The sequence below is a fragment of the Parabacteroides sp. TM07-1AC genome (assembly GCF_003480915.1).
GTDB classification, from domain to species: Bacteria; Bacteroidota; Bacteroidia; order Bacteroidales; family Tannerellaceae; genus Parabacteroides; species Parabacteroides chongii.
This window is the reverse complement of sequence record NZ_QUKD01000009.1, coordinates 185164-210893: the sequence shown is the minus strand read 5'-3', so window position 1 is coordinate 210893 and position 25730 is coordinate 185164. Positions and strand designations below refer to the sequence as shown.

The following is a 25730-nucleotide window of genomic DNA, read 5'->3' as shown; positions in this document are numbered from 1 at the left end:
ATCTATAAACCTTATACCCCAAAATTTCTTTACTTAAATTAAGTCAATAATACCTCATACGAAATGATGGTGAAAACATCACGCTCAAAACCTTATTTGATATCGTAGAACGTGGGCTCGGTGGCAAACTGAAAATCGAAGTACAGCTGTAAAAACATTGTAGAAATAGAGCACTACAACCCAAAAGCCCCGGCAGGAATTCCTGTCGGGGCTTACTTTTTGCCTGTCTTCACTCTTCACAGAGGTCGGACAGAAAGAACTTTTATTTCATTACTTTAATATTAATATCTCACCGCTTGTTCGCCCTCACGGGATACTAGTAGTGAGGGCGGTTCACGAACCGCCCCTACGACGCGCGGTAATTGATTTAGAATATTTTGATTATAAATTACTTCTTATTTTACGATTGCTTTAACAGCAGCTTCGCCTTCAACAGCTACTACAACCATACCGGCAGGAGCTGCGATTGATGCTTCAGAAGAAGAAACGACTGTGTTAGCAACCTGCTGGCCAAGTACGTTAGTGATTACAACGTTCTTGCCTTCAGCACCCTTAACGATTACGGCACCGTTAGTTGCAACAACTGATACACCTGTTGCTTCGATACCTTCGTTAGAAGTTGCTGTTTCGCCTTCAGCAGCAGCCATTACTTCGAATGTTGCAGCTTCAGCAATATTGTCTACCAATACAGGTACTGTGTTGTGAACACGTACATAACGTGCAGGACCATTTTCGCTAGCCGGAACAGCTTCGATAATGAATGTAGCCTTGTCGCCTTCAGGATCAACAGCACGGTCAACCAACTTGAATGCGAATGTAGCAGCGTTCATTCTCTGTTTGCCGTCTTTCTTAACGAAGCTCAATGTATCGTTCTTAGCAGTCTTTGTACCAGTATACTTAGAGCTTGCGATGATCAGAGAGTCGCCTACGTGTGTAGCATCAACGAATGCCAAACGAATGTTACCCTGATATTTAGCCTGTGCATAAGTAGCTACAGAATCGTCCAAAGTTACCAGGTAAGCACCAGTGCGATGGTCAGGAGTTCCTGCAGTCCAGTGCGGACAGTTCGGATCGAATCCGTGATCCGGACATGCAACAGCTTCTTTTCCTTTTACAAATTCATTACGTACAGACAGCAGATACAACGGTTTACGTGTTTCGTTGCGGATGTAAGCAGTATCAACCAAGAACGGCAGCTGGGCGTTAGCAGGCTTGTCAGCCAAGTTAGTTTCACCTAAGAAGTTCAGGCTAGCAGCACCGTTGTTAGCGTTGCGGTTCATTGTATTTTCATACAAGAACTGGTTTTCATCATTTGTACGGAAGAACTTCAAGATGTTCAAGTCACCTTCCATGTCGTTATAACCATCTTTCACTGTCTTACCCAGACGACGGTATTCCGGACGGTTGTTGTCAGCTACCATGAACAATGTGTTCTTGTTGTCGTCATACAAGCAGTTTACAGAATACATGTAAGAGTCGTTGTTACCTACATATACTTTACCATCCCATTTAGCAGTGTTCTTTCCTTCAATATCTTTAGCTTTAGCCAAGTTGAAGTGTTCGCCGGCAACACGGATAGCCATTGCTGTAGCTTCATCATCCAATAAAGCGAACTTGCCATCTTTATTCAAACCGAAATCCAAGTCACCTACAGTAAACTCGTAAACCGGAGCCTTCAGAACAGGTTCGTTCTTCTGCCATTCTTTCTTAGTTGCATCGTAGTAGTTGATCAACGTTTTAGCTGCCACTGTATCAACTGCTGTAGCAGTAAATTCAGCCTGTACAGCTTTCGTATCGATGAATGCCCAATCTTTGTCGTTGATAGCTACGTTAGCATAACCGTTGAATACTGTAGACCAGTAAGACATTACGAATGACTTTTCAGCCAAGTCAGGATCGTTCTTATCTGTACCTTCGCTCAAGAACTTGTAGTATTTACTGCTTGCGTCTACCGGTACAAATGTGATTTCGTATTTCTTACCACCGTATACATAGATGTTGTCTTCTTTGTCACCGTTTTCACGCAACTGAGTGTAAGGAACTTCTACACTAACCGCTGTATTTTCACGGTTCACCATCTTGTAAACTTTCTTTTCTACATCGTAAGAAACAGCCCATTGTTTTTCTACGTCGTTAACAACTGATTCAGCCAATGCAATTTTATTGTCACAAGTTGACGCAACAACGAACAAGTCTACATCTTCGTTCAACTGTTTGATAACAGCGAAACCGTTCTTCAAGAATTCTTCCGGTTTAACAGTGTAGTCAGTCAGGTTGATAGAAACCGGAGCCAATTCTGTTTCAAGAGAAGCACCCAGTGTCTTTGTATTGTCGGTTGTCAAACCGTACGTACCCAGTGTAGCCCAAGCTTTTACATTAGCTGTTTTAGTCGGAACATATACCTGGATGCTATCGATCTTCGTCAGCAGTGCATGGTTATCTTCCACGTTGATAGGCGTATGCCAGAAACGGAAAGAACTTGCTTCAGCAACTTTGTCTGTCAATTCGAAAGCATATACATATTCGTTCACATTAGAACCCGCTACGTTTGTAGCCTTAGCGATGATATAGCTGCCATCTTCGTTCTTCAAAACAAAGCTTGTAGCATTTGCAGCACCTTCAGCCACTAAAAGACCGTTGAATGCATCTGTACCAGCAACATCCTTGAAGCTGATATAGAAACCACCGTTATGCAGTGCGTTCATAACTTCTTTTTCCAACAGGTGAGAAGGCTGACGGTACAGACCGAAATAAAGAACTTCGTCTTTGGTCAAACCTTCCAATGCACCAAGTTCTTCTGACACTTTCAGAGCCACACCCTGTTTGCCATAAGCTGCCGGGTTAGCACTACAAAGTTCCAGTTCTACACCTGCCTTATTAACAAATACGTAGTCAATATGATCGTGTTTGTTGGAAGTTGCTGATTTTACAGTCCACAAATAATTGTCAGAAACTCCAGTAACAGCTGTATTAGCTTCTGCTGCCAGTTTACCGTCATTTGTGCTCAATAATTTAGAAGCATCAGTAGTTTTTACCACCAAGTAATAGTATTCACCGTCTACATAAGAGGCAGCCAAAGCTACTTTAGGATCAGTAGCACCGCTTCCAATAGTTAATGTTTCTTCCGGCAGTTTCACACCCGGAGTAACGGCACCGTCTTTTGTGTTGACTGTTATATTAGTTTTGTCTGTAATTCCACTTGTCGATGTAGCAAATTCTTCTGCTGTACCGTTGAAAGTGATTTCAGCACCCTCCAAAGCCTGTTTTACAGCATCAGCAACTTCGCCACCGTTTACTAACTTATCATCCTTATACAACGGTGTAATTAACGTTTCGATATAACCGCTTTGCGTCCATTTACCACTTTCCCACTGTTCTTCAGTGATGCAGTAATCAATCGCGCAACCTTCGAAAGTATTTCCGGACATCGAGATAGTCAAGTCAGAGTAAGCTGCAGACTCAGCACCTTCGCCTAACTTGTCTTTCTGCCAGGTTTTATCAGTCGGAGCCTCCGCTGTGATCAACAAACCTGAACCTGTCCAAGTACTTTCATCATCTTCCACTGATTGAGCAAATCCTTTAAACGAACAATTTTCCACCTTGATAGTCTGCTCACCACCAATCGGCCAGATAACCAAACCGTTGGTCCAAACATTCTCCACTTCTGTTTCTGCCAGTTCAAAATCACAATTTTGCACTGTCGCACCCTCAGCATTAATCATGATAGCGCTCGACATTGCATCTGTGTTTGCACGAGCGTAAACGACCTTCAAATCTTTGACAGTCACATTCTTTCCGAAAACAACGATGTTACCATTCAAGGTTTTACCCTGCCCATCGACAACAACATTGTCTTCAGTGATCTCGATATATGCCCCATCGGACAAAGTCGCATCACCTGTAAACTTGATTGTCTTCGGTGTCGAAGCTGTTGCGTCAACAACTTCAATTCCTGCCACCTTAGACAAGTCAGAAACAGGTTCAGCATTCAACGTAAACAACGCACCGCTTAACAGTAACGTTGCCACAAGCGTAGAAAACTTTTTGTTCATAATCAATAAATTTAATATTAATAATAGTGTTAATTAATGTCTAAATGACTAGCAAAAACGTACCTTTTTTCTCGTCACGTTTTTGCGCTCCTTTAGCTTACATTCAGAAAAGGGGGATTTTCGTACAGAGTTTTATATCTATCTGATAAGAAAGGATATAGATTAGGAAAAATATTTAGCAAAATAATTGGCGATTTAAAAAAGTATAGTACCTTTGCTGACGAGAAAAAAGGTACCTTTTTTTTAGTCACAGGTTTTTACGCTCCTAGCATATAAGACTCATACTCCACAAGCCATTTTAGCTTCCGGTGAATTTATCCCTTTTTCAGGCAAAACCCTCCGAACGGATGCCTACCCGTTAAGTAGCGGATGCTTAGGCATTTAAGAGCCGATAACTACTCAATAGAAAAAGAACGGTTTCGAGGGCAAATTTACTCATTTGTCTCAATTATCTCAAAAATCTCTAATCCGTTTCTGAATTTTTTACATTCTTACCCTCTTCCGTCTTGCGATAGCAACCCGCTCCTACTGAGATCAATAGCTTGTATTCTTGTGCCTTTTTCAGCATCCGATACACCGTTGCACGACTGATTCCGCGGACGCTCGCCAATTCGAGTATCTCGGTGATGCGGAACTCGTCCGGCATGTCGGCAAATAAATCCAACTGGATGGTCGGAATCTTGTAGTGATGCTCCGCCTTGCTATGCTTCATCGAAGTGCTGATCAGGAGCGAATGCTGCAACGTACGGGTGCCGATGTGGAAAGCCGTTTCGAAGTCTTCATCCGAAATCTCGATATGCGCGTCCGTACTCAGGCTTTCACCCTTGCGCAAGGCTGTCAGCACCATCGCCATACGGAAGATTATCAGGCGATGACGAAGTACCACCGAAGCCACGTCATTATTATTGAACACGCGTACATTATAATATTCGCGTTTGAAATAACGATCCAGCCGCTTGCGCTGCTTGTCGGAAAAGCTGACAAAGGTCGGCGACTTGTCCAAATGAATCGCTATATCGAGCAGACGCAACCCCAGCCCGTCATAATAGAACGCATTCTGACGCACATTATCCGACGAGGTGAGCGGACGATATTCCGTATGACCCGTGATTTTGTAAATCAACAGGCGACTGAACAAGCCGCTTTCGGTAGAAGGCACCAGTTGCGCCAGCATACCCGGCGTACCGGTAGCCAACAGACCCATCATAGGACGCCGCACCAGGAAAGAGCCGTTCGTCTTCGACGAGCTACTGATCGTTTCGTGATGGAATATCTGATTCAAAAGATACCCATACCCGCCGAAATCCTGCGTAAGAGTGACAGTGACCGACTCCAGCTCCGTCTCAAACATCAACGAAGCATAATGGTCGTTGATATGCAACTGTTCGATCATACGCGCCATCGTGGTGTAGCCGCTCATGTGCAGCTGTTTGAGGAAGACCGGCTTCGGCTCCGTGGGAACTGGCCCCGCGGTGGTCTTCTTCTTGCCGTAACGCTGCTGGAACTTGTACGTGTCGTAGGTCTCCTTCTCCTTTTTGTACTGCTCCACATCATGGCGCGACATGTCAGCCACGTATCGTTGCCAGGGTTCCACTACCTTGTGCATCGCATGGATACATCCCTTGCCGCTGCCCGAAGGACCGATCAGCAGGGTATAAAACGGCGGGGCATACGGTTCGTCCTTCAAATTGCCGGTCACGCCAGGCAAGGCGGTGCTGCAAACGGTCAGTCCGGCAAGCAGCATCAGGTCGAATTCCGTATCGTCGGCGGCCGGTGCCACCGCGTCCGCGAGGAGCTTCGGAAGACGGTCGAAAAGGTCTCTCCCGAAGTGGGGCAAACGGGCATCTTCGGCTTCAATATCAAAGCCCATCGAGCCGTCATCCTCCGGAGTGGAAAAATCAGGAGCCGGAGAGAGATTTTTGAGATTTTTGAGACAAGCTCCCGGCTTCGCGCCTTTCGACGGATCGTACGGATTGCAGCCGTGCGCACTGCGGTAACGACGGTAAATGTCCGCCACGATTCCCCGGATTTCTTTCTCCCCGAATCCCGGTTCGCTGTAGCGGCGCAGGCATTCGGTTTCCACTTCGTACTCCGAAAAACCGGCACTGTTCAGCGCCGAAGTCAGTCGTACCAGATAGCTGTGGCGGCCACCGTCGGCAAACGGGTTATCCGACTCAAAGCGGTCGATGTAGTTCGACAAGGCATTTGCGCCCGGTTGTCCGCCGCCGCGTCTGATGGCACGGACAGCCGGAGCAGCCGGTTGCTTTTCGGCTTTCAGCTCGTCGACCGGGACGTGCACTACCTGCGCAACCTCCTTGTAGAAGGCATCCGGGTCGTAGCTGACAAAACAGCTGCGGTTGGCATCCTTGCCCGAAGTGTCGACTTTTACGCCGGGCAGGTCGCGTTCGATCATCCGGCTGACATATCCGAATGCCGTCACATGGTCCGGTAGTGAACTGTCTACCAATACGAAGAGTTTATTTCCCGTTCCGGAAGGGCTGATATGTCCCGCCTTCACATAATCGAGCGTCTCAGCCCGACGCAGGAAATCGAGAGGGTCGCCCGGCACATCGTCCAGGTCGATCGTTGTACACCGGCTGTAGCGCACCATGTGCTCCAGCTTACGGCCACCTTCCATCACGCCTCCGGCAACGAGCAGGGGTAGTTTTTTCTTGGCGTTGTCCGCACGCTCCGTATCTCCGGCTGCCTTGTAGCTGCGCAGCCGTTTGACGAGAGCCTCGTATTTTCCGTTCTTTACTCCGGCCAGGTAACTCTCCAACGAGACGGTTACGCAGACCGCTGTCTTGAATGCCGATTCATAGAATGAGCATTCCACTTGTTGTTTTTTTAATTCACTCATGAATTTCTTATTAAATTTACGCCTGGTCAAGGTTCGCCCAGGTGATCGATCAATACGGCTACCTGTCTGGGGGTGTACAATTTCTGAAATTTCACCCATCCTGCCGCTTCGAGCTTTGCTTTGAGACCACGGGAGGTTCGTATCCATTCCCACATGCGCTTATAAGCCACCACCGGTGTTTGCCCCGGAAAGTACAATTGTGCAAATTCGGTTACACCATACGCGCGCCGCCAGGGCGACATCTCTCTTTTTTTGTCCTCCATAATATTTTATTTATTAAGTTATTAACTGGTTACAATATACAAATAATATACATACGTTGTATATCAAAAGGGGAATAATTATCAAAATAAATATACACGCTGATCATCACGTACCTTTCGTTAGCATCCGCTGGCGGGTAAAGGCTATAGTATCTTTGTATTGAAGTCCTATAAGAGCTATTTATTACACTAACCATTAAATATTTAACACTATGTCAGTAAAGTACAAACTGGTCCAGAAAAAGGACCTTACCAAAGGTGCTGCCGACGACGCCAAACGTTATTACGCCTCAGCGCCGGTCAGTGGCAAGATGGATTTCGACTCGATTTGCGAACTGATAGCCGACCGGTCGACAGCAAGCGACGGTGACGTGGCGCTGGTCGTACTGGGGCTGATCCGTGCCATGGAAGAGGCGTTGCTGCGCAACGAAGTGGTACAGCTGGGCAGGCTGGGCAATTTCCGCCTGTCGATCGGCAGCTCGGGCACAGTCGAAGAAAAAGACTTCCTGGCTTCCATGATCCGAAAACCCAAAATCATCTTCACTCCTGGCGACAAGCTCCGGGCAATGATCGAAAAGGTCAGCCTCGAACGCATCGACAAAGCGCCGGGGCAGTCGGGAAGCGACAATGACGATGATCGCCCGGTTATTGAGTAAGTAAAAAAAAACGTATTATGACAGCACAACAAATCAAATTCGTCAAAGCCTCCCTCCCCGCCGCCCTGGCGGCGGGAGCGGCTTTCAACATGAACCCCTCCGTGATATTGGCACAAGCTGCTTTCGAAAGCGGGTGGGGCACGAGCAACCTGGCTACAGGCAGTAACAATTTCTTTGGTATGACTGCCTACGGTGCCGGCAACCAGTATTGGCACGGCAGGAAAACACAGGTAAAGACAACTGCCTATTCGCTCGACTTCCGTCGGTACGACACACGTGAAAACTCGTTCCTCGATTTCGCCCGTCTGATCCGAAACAACTACCGATCGGCCTGGCAGGTAAGCAAAAATCCGGAAGCCTACGCCCGCGAGATAGCCTACAGTCCCTACATCAGCGAACTCAACGGTGATGACCGCGAAACCTACCGCCGCAGCCTGGTACAGATAGAGAAAACCGTACAGGCAGTAATCGCAATAATATACTAAAAAAACATCAATACTTATGTCCAAATTCAAACGTATCATCGAATTTATTCTTGCATTGCTGAACTTTTTGTTTCACTTTAAACCATCGGCAGATGATGAAACAGCTATCGTTACTGAAACGTATCCCGCCCCTGCTGCTCCGCCTGGCACGGAAAGGGATTACCCTGTATTTGAGCCTGTCCCTTAGGATCAGGCTCAAATTGTTGTAAAAGTCTCATTTTTTTCGGCTTCTACAAGGTTATATCATTCTGATTGCCTACTTTTGCAAACTGATATAAATATATATGTAGGATTGTATGAAAACACTGGAAAGATTAGTTGCAGAGAAATTATTAAAGATTAAAGCCGTTAAATTACAACCGGCAAATCCGTTTACATGGGCTTCTGGCTGGAGATCACCGATTTATAACGATAACAGAAAAACGCTTTCTTATCCGGCTGTTCGCAGTTTCATCAAATTGGAACTGGCTCGCGTAATTAGCGAAAAGTATGAAAATGCAGATGCTATCGCAGGTGTAGCTACAGGAGCAATCGCTCAGGGCGCATTGGTAGCCGACTTACTGGGACTACCTTTTGTTTATATCCGTGCAACGCCAAAGGATCATGGATTGGAAAATCTTATCGAAGGTGAATTGAAACCGGGTTCAAAAGTGGTTATTATCGAAGACCTGGTGTCTACCGGAGGTAGTAGCTTGAAAGCAGTACAGGCTGTACGTAATTTCGGTTGCGATGTAGTAGGTATGGTAGCGATCTTTACTTATGGATTCCCTGTTGCCGTAGAAGCATTCAAGGAAGCTAAAGTTCAGCTGACGACACTGAGCAACTATGACGCTGTCCTGGAAGAAGCAGTACGTACAGATTATATCGACGAATCTGAAATCTCAATCCTTCAGGAATGGCGTAAAGACCCTTCCAGCTGGAATCCGGGTGTTTAATTTTACAGGATCCGGAATGACAGAATTTGTAAGTGATATCAAAACGATCCCCTATAACGAGGACCGTGTCTATGCAATGCTGTCCGACCTTTCCAACCTGGAACGGATTAAGGACCGCATTCCACAAGATAAAATCAAAGACTTCGAGTTCGACAGCGACTCTTGCAGTTTCGCTGTCGATCCCGTAGGTAAAATACGCTTCGAGATCGTAGAACGCGAACCGAACAAGACAATCAAATTTACGACAACCAATTCGCCCGTGCCACTCTTCTTGTGGATTCAGCTGAAACAGGTGGAAGAAGCTGACACGCGATTGAAAATGACGATCCGCGCCGATCTGAATCCGTTTATCAAACCGATGGTATCAAAACCGTTGCAGGACGCTCTCGATAAGATTTCAACTGTGATTGCCTCCCTGCCCTATTAATTCTCCGCATTATGGCTCAGAAACTTTGGGAAAAAAATGTACAGGTAGACAAGGAAGTCGAAACATTTACCGTAGGCAGGGACCGCGAAATGGACCTTTACCTCGCTAAATACGACGTTCTTGGCTCAATGGCTCATATAACGATGCTGGAAAGCATCGGGCTGCTCGAAAAAGATGAACTGACGGTTCTGCTTGCCGAGCTTAAAAACATCTATGCCGTGGCAGACCGCGGCGAGTTCGTGATCGAAGAGGGCGTGGAAGATGTCCATTCGCAGGTGGAGCTGATGCTGACACGTCGTCTGGGCGATATCGGCAAGAAGATTCATAGCGGACGCTCACGCAACGACCAGGTGTTGCTGGACTTGAAACTGTTCACACGTGCACAGATACAGGAATTGGTAGAACTGACCAACGGGCTGTTCGAAGTGTTGATCAGCCAGAGTAACCGTTATAAGCATATACTGATGCCGGGATATACGCATCTGCAGATAGCGATGCCTTCTTCATTCGGCCTGTGGTTCGGGGCGTATGCCGAGAGTCTAGTGGACGATTTGCAGATGATGCAGGCTGCCTATAAGGTTTGTAACCGTAACCCGCTGGGTTCGGCTGCCGGATATGGCTCTTCTTTCCCACTGAACCGCCAGATGACGACGAACTTGCTGGGATTCGATGCATTGGATTACAATGTGGTCTATGCACAGATGGGACGCGGCAAGATGGAACGCACGGTGGCTTTCGCTATGGCAGGTATTGCCGCAACACTTTCGAAGCTGGCGTTCGACGCTTGCATGTTCAACAGCCAGAACTTCGGGTTTATCAAGCTGCCCGACCAGTTCACGACGGGTTCTAGCATTATGCCGCACAAGAAGAATCCGGACGTATTCGAGCTGACACGTGCGAAATGTAACAAGATACAGGGATTGCCGCAACAGATCACGCTGATATGCAACAACCTGCCGTCAGGTTATTTCCGTGACCTGCAGATCATCAAGGAGGTGTTCCTGCCTGCTTTCGACGAGCTGAAGGATTGCATCCGCATGGTGACGCATATGATGCGCGAAGTGAAGGTGAACGAGCATATTTTGGATGATGACAAATATGCCCTGTTGTTCAGCGTAGAGGAGGTCAACCGTCTCGTGCTGGAGGGTGTTCCTTTCCGCGACGCTTATAAACAAGTCGGTCTGAACATCGAAGCGAGTAAATTCACTCCGAATAAGGCGGTCAGTCATACACACGAAGGCAGTATCGGTAATCTGTGCAATGACAGTATTTCTGCTCTGATGCAAAATATTATCGACGGTTTCTCGTTTAGTAAAGTAAACGAAGCAGAAAAGGAACTGTTAGCATAATATATGAAAAGGATTATTTTTTGTCTACTTACTTTCATGGTTCTCTCTTGTAGTAAAACCATTGAACCCAGCTTAGGTCTCTATCCTGTTTATTTTGAAGTCAATTTAAATACAGAATGGAGACTTCAAGCGTCTCAAGCGTCTAAAATATTCACAGAGAAAAATACAAACCAACACGATGCTAGATTTGGGCTAGGTGGTATACTTGTATACAATGGGTTCAGTAATAACGGAGGTTCTCAAAATGTCTATTATGCATTCGATGCAGCCTGCCCTTATGAAGCATCTTCAAATGTAACAGTAGAAGTACAAGATGGGGTTTTTGCAGTCTGCCCTAAATGTGGAAGTAAGTATGACATATCGAATGGAGTGGGCAATCCTATGGAAGGTCCAGCAACTAAGGTCTTACAGCATTACCGTGTCGATCAGACAGATAAGACTTTATTGATAAGAAATTATTAAAAAAGTTCCTATTTTGTTTGCAAATAAAGAAAAATCATCTACCTTTGCACACGCAAACGAAAACAATGCGAAAGTAGCTCAGTTGGTAGAGCATAACCTTGCCAAGGTTAGGGTCGCGGGTTCGAGTCCCGTCTTTCGCTCATCTCTAAGAGAAGGGATGCTCGAATGGTGGAATCGGTAGACACGAAGGACTTAAAATCCTTTGGCCATTGCGGCTGTGCGGGTTCAAGTCCCGCTTCGAGTACAGTTTGATTTAATTGCGAAAGTAGCTCAGTTGGTAGAGCATAACCTTGCCAAGGTTAGGGTCGCGGGTTCGAGTCCCGTCTTTCGCTCGCTTCCAAAAGGCCTCGGTATTGCTTGCAATATCGGGGCTTTTTATTGATAGTCTATCCCTCCTATTGCTCTTTTAAAGAATAATATCTACTTTTGTTACAACTAAATACAAGGCATATGAACTTCTTCAGCAATTATCTACCAAAGATTATAGCTTTATGCAAAAAGCATAAGGTAAAGAATTTGTTTGCTTTCGGTTCTGTACTTACTAATCGATTTACAGACAAGAGTGATATCGATCTGTTAGTAGACTTCGAAGGTGTCAATTTAGAAGATTATGCAGATAATTACTTTGATTTAAAATACGCACTGGAAAGCCTTTTAGGACGAGATGTTGATCTATTGGAAGGTAAAGCTGTACGAAACCCATATTTGAAAGAAAGTATTGACACAACTAAAGTACAATTATATGGATAACTATATAAAAAAACATTTACAGGACATCATAACAGCCATCGAAGAAATAGAAAGTTTCTTTGAAAACCAACCGAAGTTATTTGAAGAATTTAACAGGGATCTACGTCTTAGACGCGCAGTGGAAAGAAATGTTGAAATTATTGGAGAAGCCATGAACCGGATCCTAAAAGTAAATTCCGACATTACAATCACTAACTCACGTAAGATCGTCGATGCTCGTAATTACATCATACATGGATACGACAGTCTGTCTATCGATATATTGTGGAGTATCGTTGTAAACCATTTGCCTAAATTAAAACAAGAAGCAATAGCATTACTAAAATCAGAATAACTAAATAAAAAAGGACCACAGCATTTCTGCCATAGTCCTCCCTTCATAGACACACTAATATTTATAACTATTGTATAAATACTACCTTTACCTCTATATGTCTTTTTTCTGAATGATCAGTTAAACGCAAATTTAAAAATAAATTTCTCATTTGCAACACCTTTTTACCGGAAGCTCTTAAAAATTGGAAGATATAGACATTTCATAACATTTATGCAAAGAAAAAGCCCGACCTGTCAGGACCGGGCTCCTATTTATAGAGTTATTCAGATCATTTTCCCTGCAGGGCGGCATCCATGGCAGCAGCAGCTTTACGGCCGTCACCCATCGCCAGGATCACCGTCGCGCCACCGCGAACAATGTCACCTCCGGCATATACATCCGGCAGCGCCGAACGCATGGTATCCTGATCGACTACGATCGTGCCCCATTTGCTCACTTCCAGGCCGCTGAAGGCACGCGGGATAAGCGGGTTGGGAGAAACACCGACGCTGACGATTACTTCGTCCACATCGATCGTATCGATGGCGCCTTCTATGGGTACAGGGCGGCGGCGACCGGAAGCATCCGGTTCACCCAGTTCCATCTTCTGCAGGCGCATCTGCTTAACACGGCCTCGTTCGTCGCCGATATATTCGATCGGGTTGTGCAAGGTCAGGAATTCCACGCCCTCTTCTTTGGCATGTTTCACCTCCTCGATACGGGCAGGCATTTCTTCTTCGCTACGGCGGTAAACGATCATGGCACGTTCGGCCCCTAGACGGCGGGCAGTACGTACAGAATCCATCGCCGTGTTACCTCCGCCGATCACTGCCACTTTCTTACCCTGCAACACAGGCGTATCGCTTTCGGGGTTGGCAGCATCCATCAGATTGACACGTGTCAGGTATTCGTTGGACGACATGATGCCGATCAGGTTTTCGCCCGGTATGTTCATGAAATTAGGCAGACCGGCACCGCTGGCAGCAAAGAAGCCTTTGAAACCCTCTTCGTGCAAGTCTTCATAACTGATCGTCTTACCGACGATACAGTTCGTGATGAACTTCACGCCCATCTTACGAAGTCCTTCGATCTCTACGTCCACAATCTTGTTCGGCAGACGGAATTCAGGAATACCGTATTTCAGTACGCCGCCAATCTCATGCAACGCTTCGAACACGGTAACATCATATCCGCGTTTCGCCATATCACCGGCAAAAGACAGACCGGCAGGACCGGAACCGATCACGGCCACTTTGATACCGTTCTTTTCTGCGATTTCCGGCACAGATATCTGACCGCTCTCCCGTTCGTAGTCGGCAGCAAAGCGTTCCAGGTAACCGATGGCTACCGGAGCTTTCTTCATCTTCAGATGAATACATTTGCTTTCACACTGTTTCTCCTGCGGACATACACGACCGCAAACGGCAGGCAGGGCACTCGTTTCTTTCAGTACCTTCGCTGCTTCGAGAAATTCACCCCGTTCGATGTTCTTGATAAATGTCGGGATATTGATACTTACCGGACAACCTTCCATACAGGTCGGATTCGGGCAGTCGAGGCAACGTTGTGCCTCCTGCATGGCCTGCTCCTTTGTCAGACCCAGGTTCACCTCTTCCAGGCGGGTATGGCTACGGTACTCCGGATCGAGTTCATTCATTTCTACACGGGGAATATCCGTGCGTTCTTTATTTTTTTTGCTCTTGCGCAGTTCTTCCCTCCAGGGTTCGGAACGGCGGGCTGCAATTAGTTCTGCTGTTGTCATTTGTTTAAGTGGTTATTTCTTTTCAATATCTTTATAAGCTCCCAGACGCATAAGCATCTCGTCGAAATCAACCTGATGAGCATCGAACTCCGGTCCGTCCACACAGACAAACTTGGTCTTTCCGCCCACCGTGATACGGCAAGCGCCGCACATGCCCGTACCGTCTACCATGATCGTATTCAGGGATGCGACGGTAGGTATCTCATATTTCTTTGTAAGCGCTGAAACGAATTTCATCATGATAGCCGGACCGATGGTTACACACAGGTCTACCTTCTCACGGTTGATCACACTTTCCACGCCGTTCGTCACCAGTCCTTTCGTACCGTAGGAACCGTCGTCGGTCATCACGATCACTTCGTCGGAGTTGGCTTTCATCTGTTCTTCCAGGATCACCAGGTCTTTCGTACGGGCAGCCAGTATGACAATCACACGGTTACCCGCCTTATGGAAAGCCTCGACGATAGGCAGCAGCGGGGCTACACCTACACCACCACCGGCACAAACTACCGTTCCAACCTTCTCGATATGGGTAGCCTGTCCCAGCGGACCTACCAAATCGGTAATATAGTCGCCTGCGTTCAAGTCGCAGATCTTCTTGGATGAGCCGCCTACAGCCTGGATCACCAGGGTAATGGTTCCTTTCTGAGTATCAGCTCCTGCAATGGTTAAAGGGATACGTTCACCTTTCTCTCCCACTTTTACGATCACAAAGTGACCGGCCTTGCGTGAGCGGGCAATCAGCGGAGCTTCCACTTCCAGCTTCACGACGTTGGCAGAGAAATGTTCTTTACTTACAATTTTATTCATTCTTATCGCTACTGTTGATAGTTTATTTTGTTGATTTGCTTGCAAAAATACATCAAAAAAGTATATCTATTAGTATTTTGCCAAAGAAAAAGGCTTTATTCGAACAATCCTTCGTCGCGAAGCAGCATCAGAATGGCAGAATGGGGCACGATCAGGAACTTTTCATCGTTAAACTTGATCTCATAGGCGGCATTCTGCAAATAAACAGCCAGGTCACCCTCGTGTGCCTGCAATGGCAGGTAATGGACGGCTTCATCCTCTTTCTTTTCCCATACTTCGTGCTCTTCTTTCTGCGAAGGCAGGGGGAAACCGGGACCCACCTTGATGATATAACCGCTCTGTATCTTATCCTGCTGTACCGTAGGCGGCAGGTAAAGACCTGATTTAGTCTGACTCTGCGGATTTTTCGGTTTGACAAGCACCTTATCGCCTATCATGATAAATTTATCTATGTCTTTTTGGTCGATTGATAATTGCATACTCGTTCGTGTTATCAGTTAGTTGAATGCAAAGATATAAAAAAAGAGACGTCGCAAAGCAACGTCTCCTTCATTCAGAGTATATCAATATATGTTTAAATGGAACGTCCCTTAAACACATTGGATTGTTCTGTCGGATACAGGGTACCGGTAAATGAGATACGGTTGCTGTTGAAGTTAGGACTTACAGTAGCCGTACATTTGTTGGTTCCCTTTGCCATACGGAAAGTTACGTTAGCTGAAACAGCTACACCTTGTACCATCATACTGAAAGTGACATTCCCTTTCTTGTCGGTCTTCATTTCGACATTCGAGGCGTTTCCTTCTACAGTGATCCCTCCGATACCGTTAGGACCGGCATATGCTCCGTTGAATGCCAACTGGATCGTTGCACGGTTACCGTCCATCGATACGAAGTTGGTACTGGGAGTGACATATACAAAGCGTCCGCGTTTAAATTCCACACGATCTGCTTCGAGCACGAAGTCTTTACTGTTAAGAGCCTGGACAGCCTGTTCAAACAACGCCATGTTTTCAGCTTCTTCTGCAGCTTTCTTAGCTTCTTTCTCCGCTTTTTTAGCAGCCTTTTCAGCCGCTTTATCCTGTTGTGCCATCATTGTCCCCGAACCGGCACTAAACAGCAGGACAGCTAGCAATAATAATACTCTTTTCATACTTCTATTCTTTATAATTACTACCTTGTGAATCACTTTTCATTATATAGACAAATAATATGCCAGGAAGTTCAATCAAGTCCTTTACTTTTTATGTTTTTAACATGATACCACAAGAAACCCCAGGCAGTTACGGCTGCAATGAAGTCTGAAAAAGGAGATGCATACCACACACCGTCCAGTCCCCAGATATTCGGAAACACCAGCAGGGCGGGTATCAGGAACAGGCACTGGCGGCTCAGGCTAAGGAACATGGCTTTCCAGGCGATACCGATACTCTGGAAGAACTGGCTGATACATATCTGCGAACCGACCACCACAAAGACCAGCAAACTGATACGAAGACCGTTTGCCGTCACCTCTATCAGTGCCGGATCGTTCGTGAAAGCACGTGAGATCACTTCAGGGAAGAGGACGCTGCACAGGCAGCCGATCCCCATAATGACGGTTGCCGTAATAATAACGAGCCACAAGGTATCCTGCACGCGTTTATGATGTCCTGCCCCGTAATTGAAACCGACAATCGGCTGCATTCCCTGCGCAATGCCGATGATCAGCATGACCAGCAGCATACCGACACTGGTTATGATCCCGTTCGCCCCCAACGCCAGGTCGCCGCCATGTACTTTCAGCGCATAGTTCTGGATAACGACCACCAGGCTGCCTGCCAGCTGCATGGCGAACGGCGAGATACCGATTGTCAGGATATTCCATACGACATGCCCCTCCAGCTTGAACGTTCCCCTGTGGAAACGGACGATGCTGTCTTTCTGAACAAAGTGATTCATCACGAAAGCGGTACTCAGCAGCATGGAAATGATGGTAGCAATCGCCGCTCCCTGTATCCCCATATCCAGCCAGAAGATAAAGATCGGATCGAGGACCACATTGGCGATCGCTCCGATCAGCATGGTGAACATGGCTTTCTTCGGATAACCGGAAGCACGCATGATGGCATTAAAGCCGAAACTCAGCGAGGTAAGGATTGTTCCGGGGACGACTATATTCAAATAGTCTTTAGCATAAGGAATGGTCTGTTCGCTACCGCCAAAGGCCTGCAGCAAGTCTTCCATCCAGATCATACAGGGGAGCACCGTGACGAGCGTGATGATAAATGTCAGCGTGAAAGCATTTCCCAACACTTTCTCTGCCATATCGTTCGCCTTTCTTCCCAGGTGGATGGAGACACGCGTCGCAGCACCGGCCCCCACCAACATACCGAACGCCTGCAGGAAAAGCAGGATCGGGAACGTCAGCGTAAGCCCGGCAATCGCCAGCGCACCGACACCCTGGCCGATAAAAACACGGTCTACGATATTGTATAAGGAGTTCACCATTGTCCCGATCACTGCCGGGATAGCATACTGTAACAGCAGACGGCCTACTTTCTCATTCTCTAACCGCCAGGTTATTTCATTTGCCATAATTCGTCTATACTTATCTTGTTATATCTTTTATTATTCTTTCATTCTTCGTAACACTGTCAAGTCACTGACATCCTCCCTTACGGCTTCCACCAAAGCAGCCACTCCATCCAGTTTTCTCACTTTTCCATTGGGCATAGTCAGCAGAAGCTCACTGGAAGACAGGCAATTCACGTTTACCTGTCCCTCTTTTGCCGGAGCAGGACGGTAACCGTTCCGGATAAGGGCATTCCCCACCCAGTAGGAAACCAGGAAGTCGCCCTCTACGCCTATCGGACGGACCGGAGCTTTCGTATTCAGCTTTCCGGTGGAGGGATCGAATACGATACCTTCCTTTCCGAAGAAAGACTCGAAAGCACCGCTCAATATCAGGTCTTCGGGTGTACCGCAGGCCATCGGACGACCTTTCTCCTGCAACCACAGGCAGTCGCCCATTTGGATAGCCAGATCGAGATCGTGGGTGGACAGGAGGATGGCTTTATGCTGTTCCATAGCCAGGCGATGCAGCAGCACCATGGTCTCTATGCGGCTGGTGACATCCAGGAAAGCGGTCGGCTCATCCAGCAGAATGATCGGGCATTGCTGTGCCAGGGCTTTGGCGATCATGGCTTTCTGCCGTTCGCCGTCGCTCAGTTCGGATACGTAATTTTGTGCTTTGTGGGCAATGCCGGCTGCCTCCAGCGATTGCTCGATGATCTCCTTGTCGTGCTTCTTCAGCTGGCCGAAGAAACCGGTGTACGGGTGACGACCCAGGGAGACAAGTTCGTAAACGGTGATTCCCCCGGCATTTGTCTTCTCCGTCAGTACAACACCTACCGTCAGCGAAAAGTTGCTTTGCGAATAGGATGCCAACGGTTTTCCCATCAGGCGGATCTCGCCCGACAACGGGGGCTGGAAACCGCAGAGGGTACGCAACAGAGTGGATTTACCGGCTCCGTTCAGTCCTAACAGGCAGGTGACTTCGCCTGCTTGCAGATGCAGGTTCAGGTCCTCATGGATGACCTTGCGCTTGCCGCCTTTCAGCAGGTAGCCGATACTGAGATGGCTGGCTTCTATGACAGGTTCCTGTGTCCTCATCAGTCAAAGTATTGGATATTTTTACGATTCACGATCACATAGATAATGACCGGAGCGCCCAACATAGGGGTTACGGCATTCAAAGGCAGGATATTGTTGGTTCCGGGCATGACCATCAGTATATTACAGAGTAGAGCGATACAGGAGCCTGTCAGCATCGTGACCGGCACCAGCATCTTATGATTGGACGAGCCGAGCATCAGACGGGCGATATGCGGAACAGCCAGACCGATAAAGGAGATGGGACCGCAAAAGGCAGTTGTCGTAGCCGTCAGCAGACCGGTACAGAACAGGATCCCGATACGGGTTCGCTTGATCTTTATCCCCAGGTTGGCGGCATACATCTCTCCCAGGAGCAAAGCATTCAGCGGCTTGATCAGCAGGATAGCCAGTAACAGACCTGCCAACGTGAAAAAGAAGAAGTAAGGCAGTTGCATCAGGGAGACACCCGAGAAATTACCCAGCCCCCACATGACAAAGGCATGTACCTTGTCGGTCGATGCATAATAATTCAGCACGGAGATCAAGGAGGATGCCATATAACCGATCATAATCCCGATGATGAGGAGCATGACGTTATTCTTTACCTTCGCAGAGAACCAGATAATCAGTCCCAGGATACAAGTGGCACCGGCAAAGGCGGCGATAACGACCGCCAGATAACCGCTGATGGGCAGTTCGGTCACCATACTGAGGGTTCCGCCGAAATAGAGCATGATGGCAGCCACTCCCAGGTTTGCACCGTCGCTGATACCCAGGATAGAGGGACCTGCCAACGGGTTTCGAAAAAGCGTCTGCAGCAATAGCCCGCTGGTAGCAAGCGAAGCACCGGCAAGCAACGCCGTTACCGCCTGCGGAAAACGGGATTGCAGGATGATGTTTTGCCATGCCGGACGGCCGATGTCCTTCCCTAAAAGGATATCGATGACACTTTCCAACGGAATAGATACGGCACCATATATCAGGCCACCCAAAAATAGCAAGACTATCAGGATGGTCAACAGTATGGGAGACCAGGTTATTCGTTTTTGCATAGAAGAATCAATACTCACTACGTTCCTTCTCTTTGATGAAACCGTTACGGTAGGCATACAGCAGTTTTTCCAGATCCTGGATCTGACGTTGCAGGTCGGCTCCCTTGTCGGTGTCTTTTACCATCTGACGATGGGAACTCAGCTCAACTACAATAGTTGTGGAACGGATATCACGGCCTTCCTTGATTGCCTGGTCGGTAGACAGGAACGGTTCGTGCTGTACCAGCTGGAAACCGCGGGAGTGGTAAACCAGCGTATAACCGGCAATACCCGTCTCCGGATGATACGCCTTTGAAAAGCCTCCGTCGATCACCAACAGTTTCCCGTTCGCCTTGATCGGATTTTCCCCCTGGATGGAACGTACCGGCACATGGCCGTTGATGATATGGCGATGTACGCCTGTCACACCAAACTCATCCAGCAACATGTCGCATATCTTTTCTTCTTCGCGCAAGGTATAATAAGCCCCTTTCTCCTCCTTCTGCACCTCTTTATCGTCGATAAAGGCACGTTCGAAAGTCGCCATCTTGCTCTTATCGAACAGCGGAGAGTCTTTTCCTCCCCAAAGATACCAGATATAATCCAGTGCGAAATCCTTCTCCGGAGAATCCTCCGAATCGAAATAAGCCGTACGGATCAGCTGGTCGACCTTGTCCAGCAAAGCCTTCCCTTTATACTCCTGCCCATTGACACGAACGCTCTTCAGCGTACCGTCGGTATTCATCGGCACAGAAGCATGGAACAAGAGATTCGAGTTACAAACCTGGTACATGCTACCATGACGGAAAAGGCAGCGCATATGTTTTTTCAGTTTCTCACTGTATTCGAACGAATGCTGTATCCGGTGGATCAGGTCTTCTTCCTCGATAGACAAGGCGTAAGGATCTTTCGGGTTGAGCGTAGGCCAATTCTTGTCCTTCAGCTCGTATTCTTTCCCGTCCAGATTGATGACGCCCCGTTTCAGGTCAATATGGTGAAGCAACAGGCGGTCGTCCATCTCGAACTCGGGACGGCGGCGGATGATTTCACCCTCCAGCTTGAACTGAATGATTGTAATCGCCTTGTGCATCTGTGAGATCAGCCGGGTGGTCTTCTCATCGAACACCGTATCGGAGCCGTTGCTTTTCGGCATGAACAGTTCGCAGGGATCGTCCCCGTACGTATCCATTGCAAAGGTAGCCAGCGGCAACAGGTTGATACCGTAGCCGTCCTCCAGGGTTGTCAGGTTTCCGAAGCGCAGACACATACGGATCACATTGGCAATGCTGCCTGCATTCCCCGAGGCCGCCCCCATCCACAGGACATCGTGGTTTCCCCACTGGATATCGAAATGATGGTAGTCGCAAAGTGTATCCATGATGATATGGGCACCCGGACCACGGTCGTATATATCGCCGATCACATGCAGGACATCGATCGTCAGCCGCTGTATCAGGTTACACATAGCGATAATGAAGTCTTTAGCACGTCCGGTCGAGATAATCGTTTTGATGATCTGATCGACATAAGCCGATTTGTTGGGCTCGTCCGACGACTCGTGCAATAGTTCCTGAATGATATAAGAGAACTCTTTCGGAAGCGCCTTACGCACTTTCGAACGGGTATATTTGGAAGATACATTCCGGCACACCCGCACCAGTTGGTTCAGCGTGATCAGGAACCAGTCGTCCAGATCGGATTCCTTGCATTTGACCAGCTCCAGTTTTTGCTCCGGATAGTAGATCAGTGTACACAATTCTTTCTTTTCATAATCGCGCAGCGTATTGCTGAATATCTCATTCACTTTACGCTTGATTGCCCCGGAAGCATTTTTCAGGACATGGTTAAAGGCCTGATGCTCGCCGTGGATATCGGACATGAAATGTTCCGTTCCTTTCGGCAGGTTCAGGATCGCTTCCAGATTGATGATCTCCGTACTCGCATCTGCAATGGTAGGAAAACTACGCGCCAGTAATTGCAGATAACGCAGGTCACCAAGCACATATTCGGGTGTTATATCTTTCGTCATAAATATTTACAAGCTTTTAGACTGCAAAGATAAACAAATACAAGGAGAGATTTCATCACAGAAGCATTATTTACACTCTGTATGCAGGTCAGAGTGTTCCTCTGCCATAACAAAAACAACAGGAACACTCTGTAAACTATCAATAAGAAACTTTCCTGTCCTGAATAAAAGGAAATATCAGCTCCTTTGGATAATGCCCGTAGTCCTCATCTGTAGGAGAGTTCAGAAATTCACTCTGAACGCCTTGTATCCGTATCGTCCGGTCCCTATCATCCAACATCACAAATTCATACAACGAATCTTTTATCTCCAGTCCTTTTTTAAAGCCCAGGGCACTGTTGACCGCAAAGAAGTGGACACCGTCGATCCGGTTATAATGATCCAGATGATCATGCCCGGCAAAACAAGCTATTATTTTATGTTCGCCAGTGGGTAAACGATCATTCACCTCTCTGATCACTTCACGCACCAACAAACGATTCGGTACCGGATTAGAACCTCTGATCTCTATATCATCAAATGTTTCATGTGAAAATACGATCACCTTTTTATCCGTCCTCATCACATCCTGCCTGAACCATTCTACCTGTTCCGGATCGATCAGGTCACGAAATTGTTTGTCTATATAATAATTGGCATTGGCATAGTCTCTATATTCACCATCTTTCAGGATAAAGTTACAATCCAATACGACAAAATGATAGTTTCCACAGTCAAAAGAATAATAGGTTCCCGGCATCTCCTGACGACCTACTATTTCTTCTTTGGTAGCATAATCCAGTTCATGATTGCCCAACACATGGTATTTTCGACCCGGATAAGTATTCCAGATCTCCAGCATCCTGACATTACTCTCAGGTTTTCCGTTCGACAAGTCGCCCAACTGAATAATAAAGTCCGGCTTTTCTTCCATCGCTTTATCCATAAAAGCTTGCAAACGCTCTGGCTGGTCGTGTACATCTGAGATAATGCCGATCTTTACCACCGAAGCAAGTTCATCACCTGTTGCAGCCTTCAACGACAGAGTGGATATCAGTATAAATACGGACAAGAATAAATAATTCATAACTTTCAACATACCTAATATTTCAGTTTTAATGAGGATATGACAGACGAACAAGGATACGGCTTTGTCTTCAGTAATTCCTTATCCGGTTCCGGCTTGACATACTTGCTCTTCGTTCCGGTGATCTTGATATTTCCTTTCGTATCGATCTCTACTGTTGCATACAAAGCTCTGTCATAAGGTATCACATATTTCAAAGACGGATATTTCCGATACAAAGAATCCGGATATCTTTCCATATTGACAAACTTCTCTCCCCCCCAGATATTGCTGGCTCCATTGACCTGCATATAATGGATACCGTCTATCTGATGGTAATTGTCACTATGCATATGCCCGCCAAAAACCATCGCGATTTTAGTTCCTTTCTCCCGAGCCTGAAGTAACATTTCATGCAGTTCCCTGTTCTGTGAAACTTCTGCATAGCGGTCGTTTACCGGTGCATGGGAAAAGAGCAGGCAAATACGCGTAGTATCCTGCAATAAATCCTGCAACCAAGCCATTTCCTCCTTGCTGTAACGATTCCTGTCTTCTTCTTTCACCCTGGCATAATTTCCCTTGTCATATGATTTTAACACACCATCCTTGTCTATAAAGAAATCCGAATCCAAAATGATAAAACGGAACGGGCCTTTATCGAAATGATAGTAGGAAGCAGGCATTCCCCAATATTCCATATAGGTTTTCTTATCAATCCGGTCTATATCATGATTCCCCAACGTATGGAACATAGGGATGGCACTCGAATTGATTTGTTCTTTCACTGTATCATATTCCGGTTTTGCCGGTATAAAATCTCCCAGTTCCAGCATAAAATCGGCTTTCTGCTTCTCCGCATGTTTGATAATGGCAGATAACCGTTCGTTACCGTCCGGCATACTGTCGTAATGAATGTCTGCAAAAAGAACGAACTTCACTTTATCCTGTCCCATCAGGCACAGACTCACATTCAACAGTAACAATAAAAATAGAATCTTCTTCATGGTATATTTCAAATAACGAAGCATAAAAGCACCCGATGAGGCATATCTTCCCGCAGATACTTTTATGCTTCTAAAAAAACAATTATTTATTAGTTTATCCAACCGTCATTTTGTACCAGATTACCATTCCGTTCGCATTCTGCTGCCGGAATAGGCCACTTATACATGTAATCTCCCAGCCAAATATTCTGATATATGATCTCACCCGTAGCTGCTTTAGTCCCGCAATTCACGCCATTGTTGAATTTCGACTCTTTCCAGGTCTTCCAACGCAACTCATCAAAGAAGTTAACCCCTTCGATCACAAATTCCCAACGACGCTCATTCTGTATCCTCTTACGCAAATCGTCCTGCCCTTTTACCCTCGTATACTCGTTACTGTTAAGCAATGCAGCCCCAGCACGCTCACGAACCATATTCACATAAGGAACAGCCTCGTCTGTTTTACCTTGCTCATTTAATGCTTCCGCCAATAATAAAAGGACATCAGCGTAACGGATCAACGGCTGATCCGTCGGGCAATAATCACGTGCCGGTGTTTCCGAAGCACCTTCATATACATATTTACGATACAGATAATAGAAGATCGTTGAAGTATGCGTACGAATGTCAAAAGGTTCCCTGTCATCATAACCTCTGTACGGCCAGCGAAGCGTATAGGTATTCTCATTCATATCTACAGCCCCGAAATAAGTGGAATAAGGAGTTATAATGGAAGCTGTCAGACGCGGGTCCCGATTCTCGTATACTTTCCGGATACGAGCTTCATTTCCTTCCGACAAATACTTAGACATATCAGCCCCTTTTTCCTTGAAAGTCTCTATCTCTTCGTCCGTCAAACCATCCCGCAGGAAAAAAACTTCACGCTGACGGGGTGTCATTGCATTGTATCCCGGAATATAATCATCCCAGTTGAACGGTGAACCATCGGCATTTTCGTATGAATCGACAAAATCCGGATTAGGCAGATAAGTATTCCAACATGAGCCGAAAGATACACGAGTTCCCAAACGGAACTGAGTAGTCGAACCATAATCCTTCACGCCTACATTCTGTACAGAGAAGATCATCTCGTCAGATTGCTCATTTTCTTCTTTGAAAAGCATTTTATAGGGTCCGTCAAACAGCTTATGCCCCAATTCACCCACTTTTCTGAGATCAGCTTCCGCTTTCGCATACTCTTTCATCCACATATATGTTTTACCCCGCAATGCATACGCGGCAGCTTTAGTAGCACGTCCGTAACTGGCACTTCCCTTCTCATACCGGTCAGGCAATAATGGTTCATTAATGCAGTCATTCAAATCGTTCAAAACGACTTCCCACACTTTTTCTTCGGTTTCACGTCCCTTAGTAAATTCATCGACAGGTGTCGGTTCCAGATAAACCGGAACTCCCTTATAAAGTTCGTTCAGACGATAGTAAAAATAAGCACGCATGAACTTGGCTTCTGCAAGTAAACGGCTTTTTTTCTCTTCCGTAACCGGAGATTTGACAGGGATATTCGCAATCGCATCATTAGCACGGCTTACTCCTTCATACAACTGTTTCCAGGTATCCGAAAATAAACTGTTACTTGCAGTAATCGATCCGCTGCACAAAGTTGTCACATCACGTCCTTGACCTGTAAAACCAAACTCATCGTAAAAATAAATCTCTACCCCTACCTTGCTGTAGCGAAGGGTTTCATAAATGGACATTACGCCCATATCCGTCAGGTTCTCATTCGTCCACATCTGTTCCGAACCGACAGAATCATATGGATTGGTATCCAATAAACCACCTTGGCAGCTTACAAATCCTGCCACCATTGCCAAAGCGACTAATATATTATTGATCTTTTTCATCGTTCTATTTT

At 46.6% G+C, this 25730-nt stretch carries 23 protein-coding genes, 3 tRNA genes and 1 pseudogene; 13 read left to right on the top strand and 14 right to left on the bottom strand.

The features are described from left to right. Window positions 1-56: 56 nt before the first annotated feature. Window positions 57-152 (top strand): annotated as a pseudogene (locus tag DXD68_RS24545) (transcriptional regulator); the annotation flags it as partial. A 243-nt stretch (window positions 153-395) separates the two neighbouring features. Here DXD68_RS24545 and DXD68_RS17735 read toward each other — a convergent pair. From DXD68_RS17735 to DXD68_RS17725, 3 genes are all read right to left on the bottom strand, one after another. Further along, window positions 396-4052, bottom strand: coding sequence for a DUF6383 domain-containing protein (locus DXD68_RS17735; RefSeq protein ID WP_122362845.1), 3657 nt, complete (start codon window positions 4050-4052; stop codon window positions 396-398). A 463-nt stretch (window positions 4053-4515) separates the two neighbouring features. Beyond that, window positions 4516-6912, bottom strand: a complete 2397-nt coding sequence (locus DXD68_RS17730) for a DUF3987 domain-containing protein (RefSeq protein WP_122362844.1) — start codon at window positions 6910-6912, stop codon at window positions 4516-4518. 26 nt (window positions 6913-6938) lie between these two features. Then, window positions 6939-7175, bottom strand: a complete 237-nt coding sequence (locus DXD68_RS17725) for a DUF4248 domain-containing protein (RefSeq protein WP_122362843.1) — start codon at window positions 7173-7175, stop codon at window positions 6939-6941. A gap of 212 nt (window positions 7176-7387) precedes the next feature. Between DXD68_RS17725 and DXD68_RS17720 the strand changes: the two genes are divergently transcribed. The 12 genes from DXD68_RS17720 to DXD68_RS17670 all read left to right on the top strand — a co-directional run bounded on the left by DXD68_RS17720 (window position 7388) and on the right by DXD68_RS17670 (window position 12573). Then, on the top strand, window positions 7388-7831 hold the full coding sequence (locus tag DXD68_RS17720; RefSeq protein ID WP_122362842.1) for an HU family DNA-binding protein: 444 nt from the start codon (window positions 7388-7390) through the stop codon (window positions 7829-7831). Between the two features lie 17 nt (window positions 7832-7848). Then, window positions 7849-8316 carry a glucosaminidase domain-containing protein gene (locus DXD68_RS17715; RefSeq protein WP_122362841.1) on the top strand — a complete coding sequence of 156 codons (468 nt, stop codon included), beginning with the start codon at window positions 7849-7851 and terminating at the stop codon, window positions 8314-8316. A 16-nt stretch (window positions 8317-8332) separates the two neighbouring features. Then, window positions 8333-8503 (top strand): hypothetical protein, encoded by a 171-nt coding sequence (locus DXD68_RS24330; RefSeq protein ID WP_199715735.1) that lies wholly within the window; start codon window positions 8333-8335, stop codon window positions 8501-8503. 109 nt (window positions 8504-8612) lie between these two features. Continuing rightward, the gene (pyrE, locus tag DXD68_RS17710; protein ID WP_122362840.1) at window positions 8613-9251 is read left to right on the top strand and encodes an orotate phosphoribosyltransferase; all 639 of its coding nucleotides are present in this window, start codon (window positions 8613-8615) and stop codon (window positions 9249-9251) included. Window positions 9252-9267: 16 nt separating this feature from the next. Continuing rightward, window positions 9268-9678, top strand: a complete 411-nt coding sequence (locus DXD68_RS17705; RefSeq protein WP_122362924.1) for an SRPBCC family protein — start codon at window positions 9268-9270, stop codon at window positions 9676-9678. An 11-nt stretch (window positions 9679-9689) separates the two neighbouring features. After that, window positions 9690-11027 carry an argininosuccinate lyase gene (gene argH, locus DXD68_RS17700; RefSeq protein ID WP_122362839.1) on the top strand — a complete coding sequence of 446 codons (1338 nt, stop codon included), beginning with the start codon at window positions 9690-9692 and terminating at the stop codon, window positions 11025-11027. Between the two features lie 3 nt (window positions 11028-11030). Next, window positions 11031-11489 carry a Rieske (2Fe-2S) protein gene (locus tag DXD68_RS17695; RefSeq protein ID WP_122362838.1) on the top strand — a complete coding sequence of 153 codons (459 nt, stop codon included), beginning with the start codon at window positions 11031-11033 and terminating at the stop codon, window positions 11487-11489. A 67-nt stretch (window positions 11490-11556) separates the two neighbouring features. Beyond that, a tRNA-Gly gene (locus DXD68_RS17690) sits at window positions 11557-11629 on the top strand. A 19-nt stretch (window positions 11630-11648) separates the two neighbouring features. After that, window positions 11649-11733: transfer RNA gene (locus DXD68_RS17685), tRNA-Leu, on the top strand. A 15-nt stretch (window positions 11734-11748) separates the two neighbouring features. Further along, a tRNA-Gly gene (locus DXD68_RS17680) sits at window positions 11749-11821 on the top strand. A 118-nt stretch (window positions 11822-11939) separates the two neighbouring features. After that, complete coding sequence (locus tag DXD68_RS17675; protein ID WP_122362837.1) at window positions 11940-12239, top strand: nucleotidyltransferase family protein; 300 nt, start codon at window positions 11940-11942, stop codon at window positions 12237-12239. Next, window positions 12232-12573 carry a DUF86 domain-containing protein gene (locus tag DXD68_RS17670; RefSeq protein WP_122362836.1) on the top strand — a complete coding sequence of 114 codons (342 nt, stop codon included), beginning with the start codon at window positions 12232-12234 and terminating at the stop codon, window positions 12571-12573. Before DXD68_RS17675 ends, DXD68_RS17670 begins: the two co-directional genes overlap by 8 nt. A 271-nt stretch (window positions 12574-12844) precedes the next feature. On the opposite strand, the gene gltA is transcribed toward DXD68_RS17670, so the two are convergent. From gltA to DXD68_RS17615, 11 genes are all read right to left on the bottom strand, one after another. Beyond that, entirely contained in the window at window positions 12845-14317 is a 1473-nt protein-coding gene (gltA, locus tag DXD68_RS17665; protein WP_122362835.1) for an NADPH-dependent glutamate synthase, read from the bottom strand. Between the two features lie 12 nt (window positions 14318-14329). Next, window positions 14330-15127 carry a sulfide/dihydroorotate dehydrogenase-like FAD/NAD-binding protein gene (locus tag DXD68_RS17660; RefSeq protein WP_122362834.1) on the bottom strand — a complete coding sequence of 266 codons (798 nt, stop codon included), beginning with the start codon at window positions 15125-15127 and terminating at the stop codon, window positions 14330-14332. A gap of 95 nt (window positions 15128-15222) precedes the next feature. Further along, complete coding sequence (locus tag DXD68_RS17655) at window positions 15223-15606, bottom strand: co-chaperone GroES family protein (protein ID WP_122362833.1); 384 nt, start codon at window positions 15604-15606, stop codon at window positions 15223-15225. Between the two features lie 95 nt (window positions 15607-15701). Beyond that, window positions 15702-16280, bottom strand: a complete 579-nt coding sequence (locus tag DXD68_RS17650) for a DUF4251 domain-containing protein (RefSeq protein ID WP_122362832.1) — start codon at window positions 16278-16280, stop codon at window positions 15702-15704. A gap of 71 nt (window positions 16281-16351) precedes the next feature. Continuing rightward, window positions 16352-17704 (bottom strand): MATE family efflux transporter, encoded by a 1353-nt coding sequence (locus tag DXD68_RS17645; protein WP_122362831.1) that lies wholly within the window; start codon window positions 17702-17704, stop codon window positions 16352-16354. A gap of 33 nt (window positions 17705-17737) precedes the next feature. Continuing rightward, window positions 17738-18781 carry an ABC transporter ATP-binding protein gene (locus tag DXD68_RS17640; RefSeq protein WP_122362830.1) on the bottom strand — a complete coding sequence of 348 codons (1044 nt, stop codon included), beginning with the start codon at window positions 18779-18781 and terminating at the stop codon, window positions 17738-17740. Continuing rightward, window positions 18781-19815, bottom strand: a complete 1035-nt coding sequence (locus tag DXD68_RS17635; RefSeq protein WP_122362829.1) for an iron ABC transporter permease — start codon at window positions 19813-19815, stop codon at window positions 18781-18783. The genes DXD68_RS17640 and DXD68_RS17635 overlap by 1 nt, the downstream gene beginning before the upstream one ends. A 7-nt stretch (window positions 19816-19822) precedes the next feature. After that, window positions 19823-21823: a fructose-1,6-bisphosphatase gene (locus DXD68_RS17630; RefSeq protein WP_122362828.1), complete on the bottom strand. Its 2001-nt coding sequence runs from the start codon at window positions 21821-21823 to the stop codon at window positions 19823-19825. A 139-nt stretch (window positions 21824-21962) separates the two neighbouring features. Then, window positions 21963-22889: a metallophosphoesterase family protein gene (locus tag DXD68_RS17625; protein WP_158585907.1), complete on the bottom strand. Its 927-nt coding sequence runs from the start codon at window positions 22887-22889 to the stop codon at window positions 21963-21965. A 14-nt stretch (window positions 22890-22903) separates the two neighbouring features. Further along, complete coding sequence (locus tag DXD68_RS17620) at window positions 22904-23872, bottom strand: metallophosphoesterase family protein (protein ID WP_158585906.1); 969 nt, start codon at window positions 23870-23872, stop codon at window positions 22904-22906. A gap of 89 nt (window positions 23873-23961) precedes the next feature. Continuing rightward, window positions 23962-25719, bottom strand: a complete 1758-nt coding sequence (locus DXD68_RS17615) for a RagB/SusD family nutrient uptake outer membrane protein (protein WP_122362825.1) — start codon at window positions 25717-25719, stop codon at window positions 23962-23964. Between the last annotated feature and the right edge of the window lie 11 nt (window positions 25720-25730).

What these genes read in the sequence shown, in the direction of transcription:
- DXD68_RS17715 (WP_122362841.1), top strand. Translation starts at nt 7,849, where the DNA reads ATGACAGCACAACAAATCAAATTCGTCAAAGCCTCCCTCCCCGCCGCC.
- DXD68_RS17625 (WP_158585907.1), bottom strand. Translation starts at nt 22,889, where the DNA reads ATGAATTATTTATTCTTGTCCGTATTTATACTGATATCCACTCTGTCG.
- DXD68_RS17655 (WP_122362833.1), bottom strand. Translation starts at nt 15,606, where the DNA reads ATGCAATTATCAATCGACCAAAAAGACATAGATAAATTTATCATGATA.
- DXD68_RS17725 (WP_122362843.1), bottom strand. Translation starts at nt 7,175, where the DNA reads ATGGAGGACAAAAAAAGAGAGATGTCGCCCTGGCGGCGCGCGTATGGT.
- DXD68_RS17670 (WP_122362836.1), top strand. Translation starts at nt 12,232, where the DNA reads ATGGATAACTATATAAAAAAACATTTACAGGACATCATAACAGCCATC.
- DXD68_RS17675 (WP_122362837.1), top strand. Translation starts at nt 11,940, where the DNA reads ATGAACTTCTTCAGCAATTATCTACCAAAGATTATAGCTTTATGCAAA.
- DXD68_RS17630 (WP_122362828.1), bottom strand. Translation starts at nt 21,823, where the DNA reads ATGACGAAAGATATAACACCCGAATATGTGCTTGGTGACCTGCGTTAT.
- DXD68_RS17640 (WP_122362830.1), bottom strand. Translation starts at nt 18,781, where the DNA reads ATGAGGACACAGGAACCTGTCATAGAAGCCAGCCATCTCAGTATCGGC.
- DXD68_RS24330 (WP_199715735.1), top strand. Translation starts at nt 8,333, where the DNA reads ATGTCCAAATTCAAACGTATCATCGAATTTATTCTTGCATTGCTGAAC.
- DXD68_RS17720 (WP_122362842.1), top strand. Translation starts at nt 7,388, where the DNA reads ATGTCAGTAAAGTACAAACTGGTCCAGAAAAAGGACCTTACCAAAGGT.
- argH (WP_122362839.1), top strand. Translation starts at nt 9,690, where the DNA reads ATGGCTCAGAAACTTTGGGAAAAAAATGTACAGGTAGACAAGGAAGTC.
- DXD68_RS17735 (WP_122362845.1), bottom strand. Translation starts at nt 4,052, where the DNA reads ATGAACAAAAAGTTTTCTACGCTTGTGGCAACGTTACTGTTAAGCGGT.
- DXD68_RS17645 (WP_122362831.1), bottom strand. Translation starts at nt 17,704, where the DNA reads ATGGCAAATGAAATAACCTGGCGGTTAGAGAATGAGAAAGTAGGCCGT.
- DXD68_RS17660 (WP_122362834.1), bottom strand. Translation starts at nt 15,127, where the DNA reads ATGAATAAAATTGTAAGTAAAGAACATTTCTCTGCCAACGTCGTGAAG.
- gltA (WP_122362835.1), bottom strand. Translation starts at nt 14,317, where the DNA reads ATGACAACAGCAGAACTAATTGCAGCCCGCCGTTCCGAACCCTGGAGG.
- DXD68_RS17615 (WP_122362825.1), bottom strand. Translation starts at nt 25,719, where the DNA reads ATGAAAAAGATCAATAATATATTAGTCGCTTTGGCAATGGTGGCAGGA.
- DXD68_RS17695 (WP_122362838.1), top strand. Translation starts at nt 11,031, where the DNA reads ATGAAAAGGATTATTTTTTGTCTACTTACTTTCATGGTTCTCTCTTGT.
- pyrE (WP_122362840.1), top strand. Translation starts at nt 8,613, where the DNA reads ATGAAAACACTGGAAAGATTAGTTGCAGAGAAATTATTAAAGATTAAA.
- DXD68_RS17705 (WP_122362924.1), top strand. Translation starts at nt 9,268, where the DNA reads ATGACAGAATTTGTAAGTGATATCAAAACGATCCCCTATAACGAGGAC.
- DXD68_RS17730 (WP_122362844.1), bottom strand. Translation starts at nt 6,912, where the DNA reads ATGAGTGAATTAAAAAAACAACAAGTGGAATGCTCATTCTATGAATCG.
- DXD68_RS17620 (WP_158585906.1), bottom strand. Translation starts at nt 23,872, where the DNA reads ATGAAGAAGATTCTATTTTTATTGTTACTGTTGAATGTGAGTCTGTGC.
- DXD68_RS17635 (WP_122362829.1), bottom strand. Translation starts at nt 19,815, where the DNA reads ATGCAAAAACGAATAACCTGGTCTCCCATACTGTTGACCATCCTGATA.
- DXD68_RS17650 (WP_122362832.1), bottom strand. Translation starts at nt 16,280, where the DNA reads ATGAAAAGAGTATTATTATTGCTAGCTGTCCTGCTGTTTAGTGCCGGT.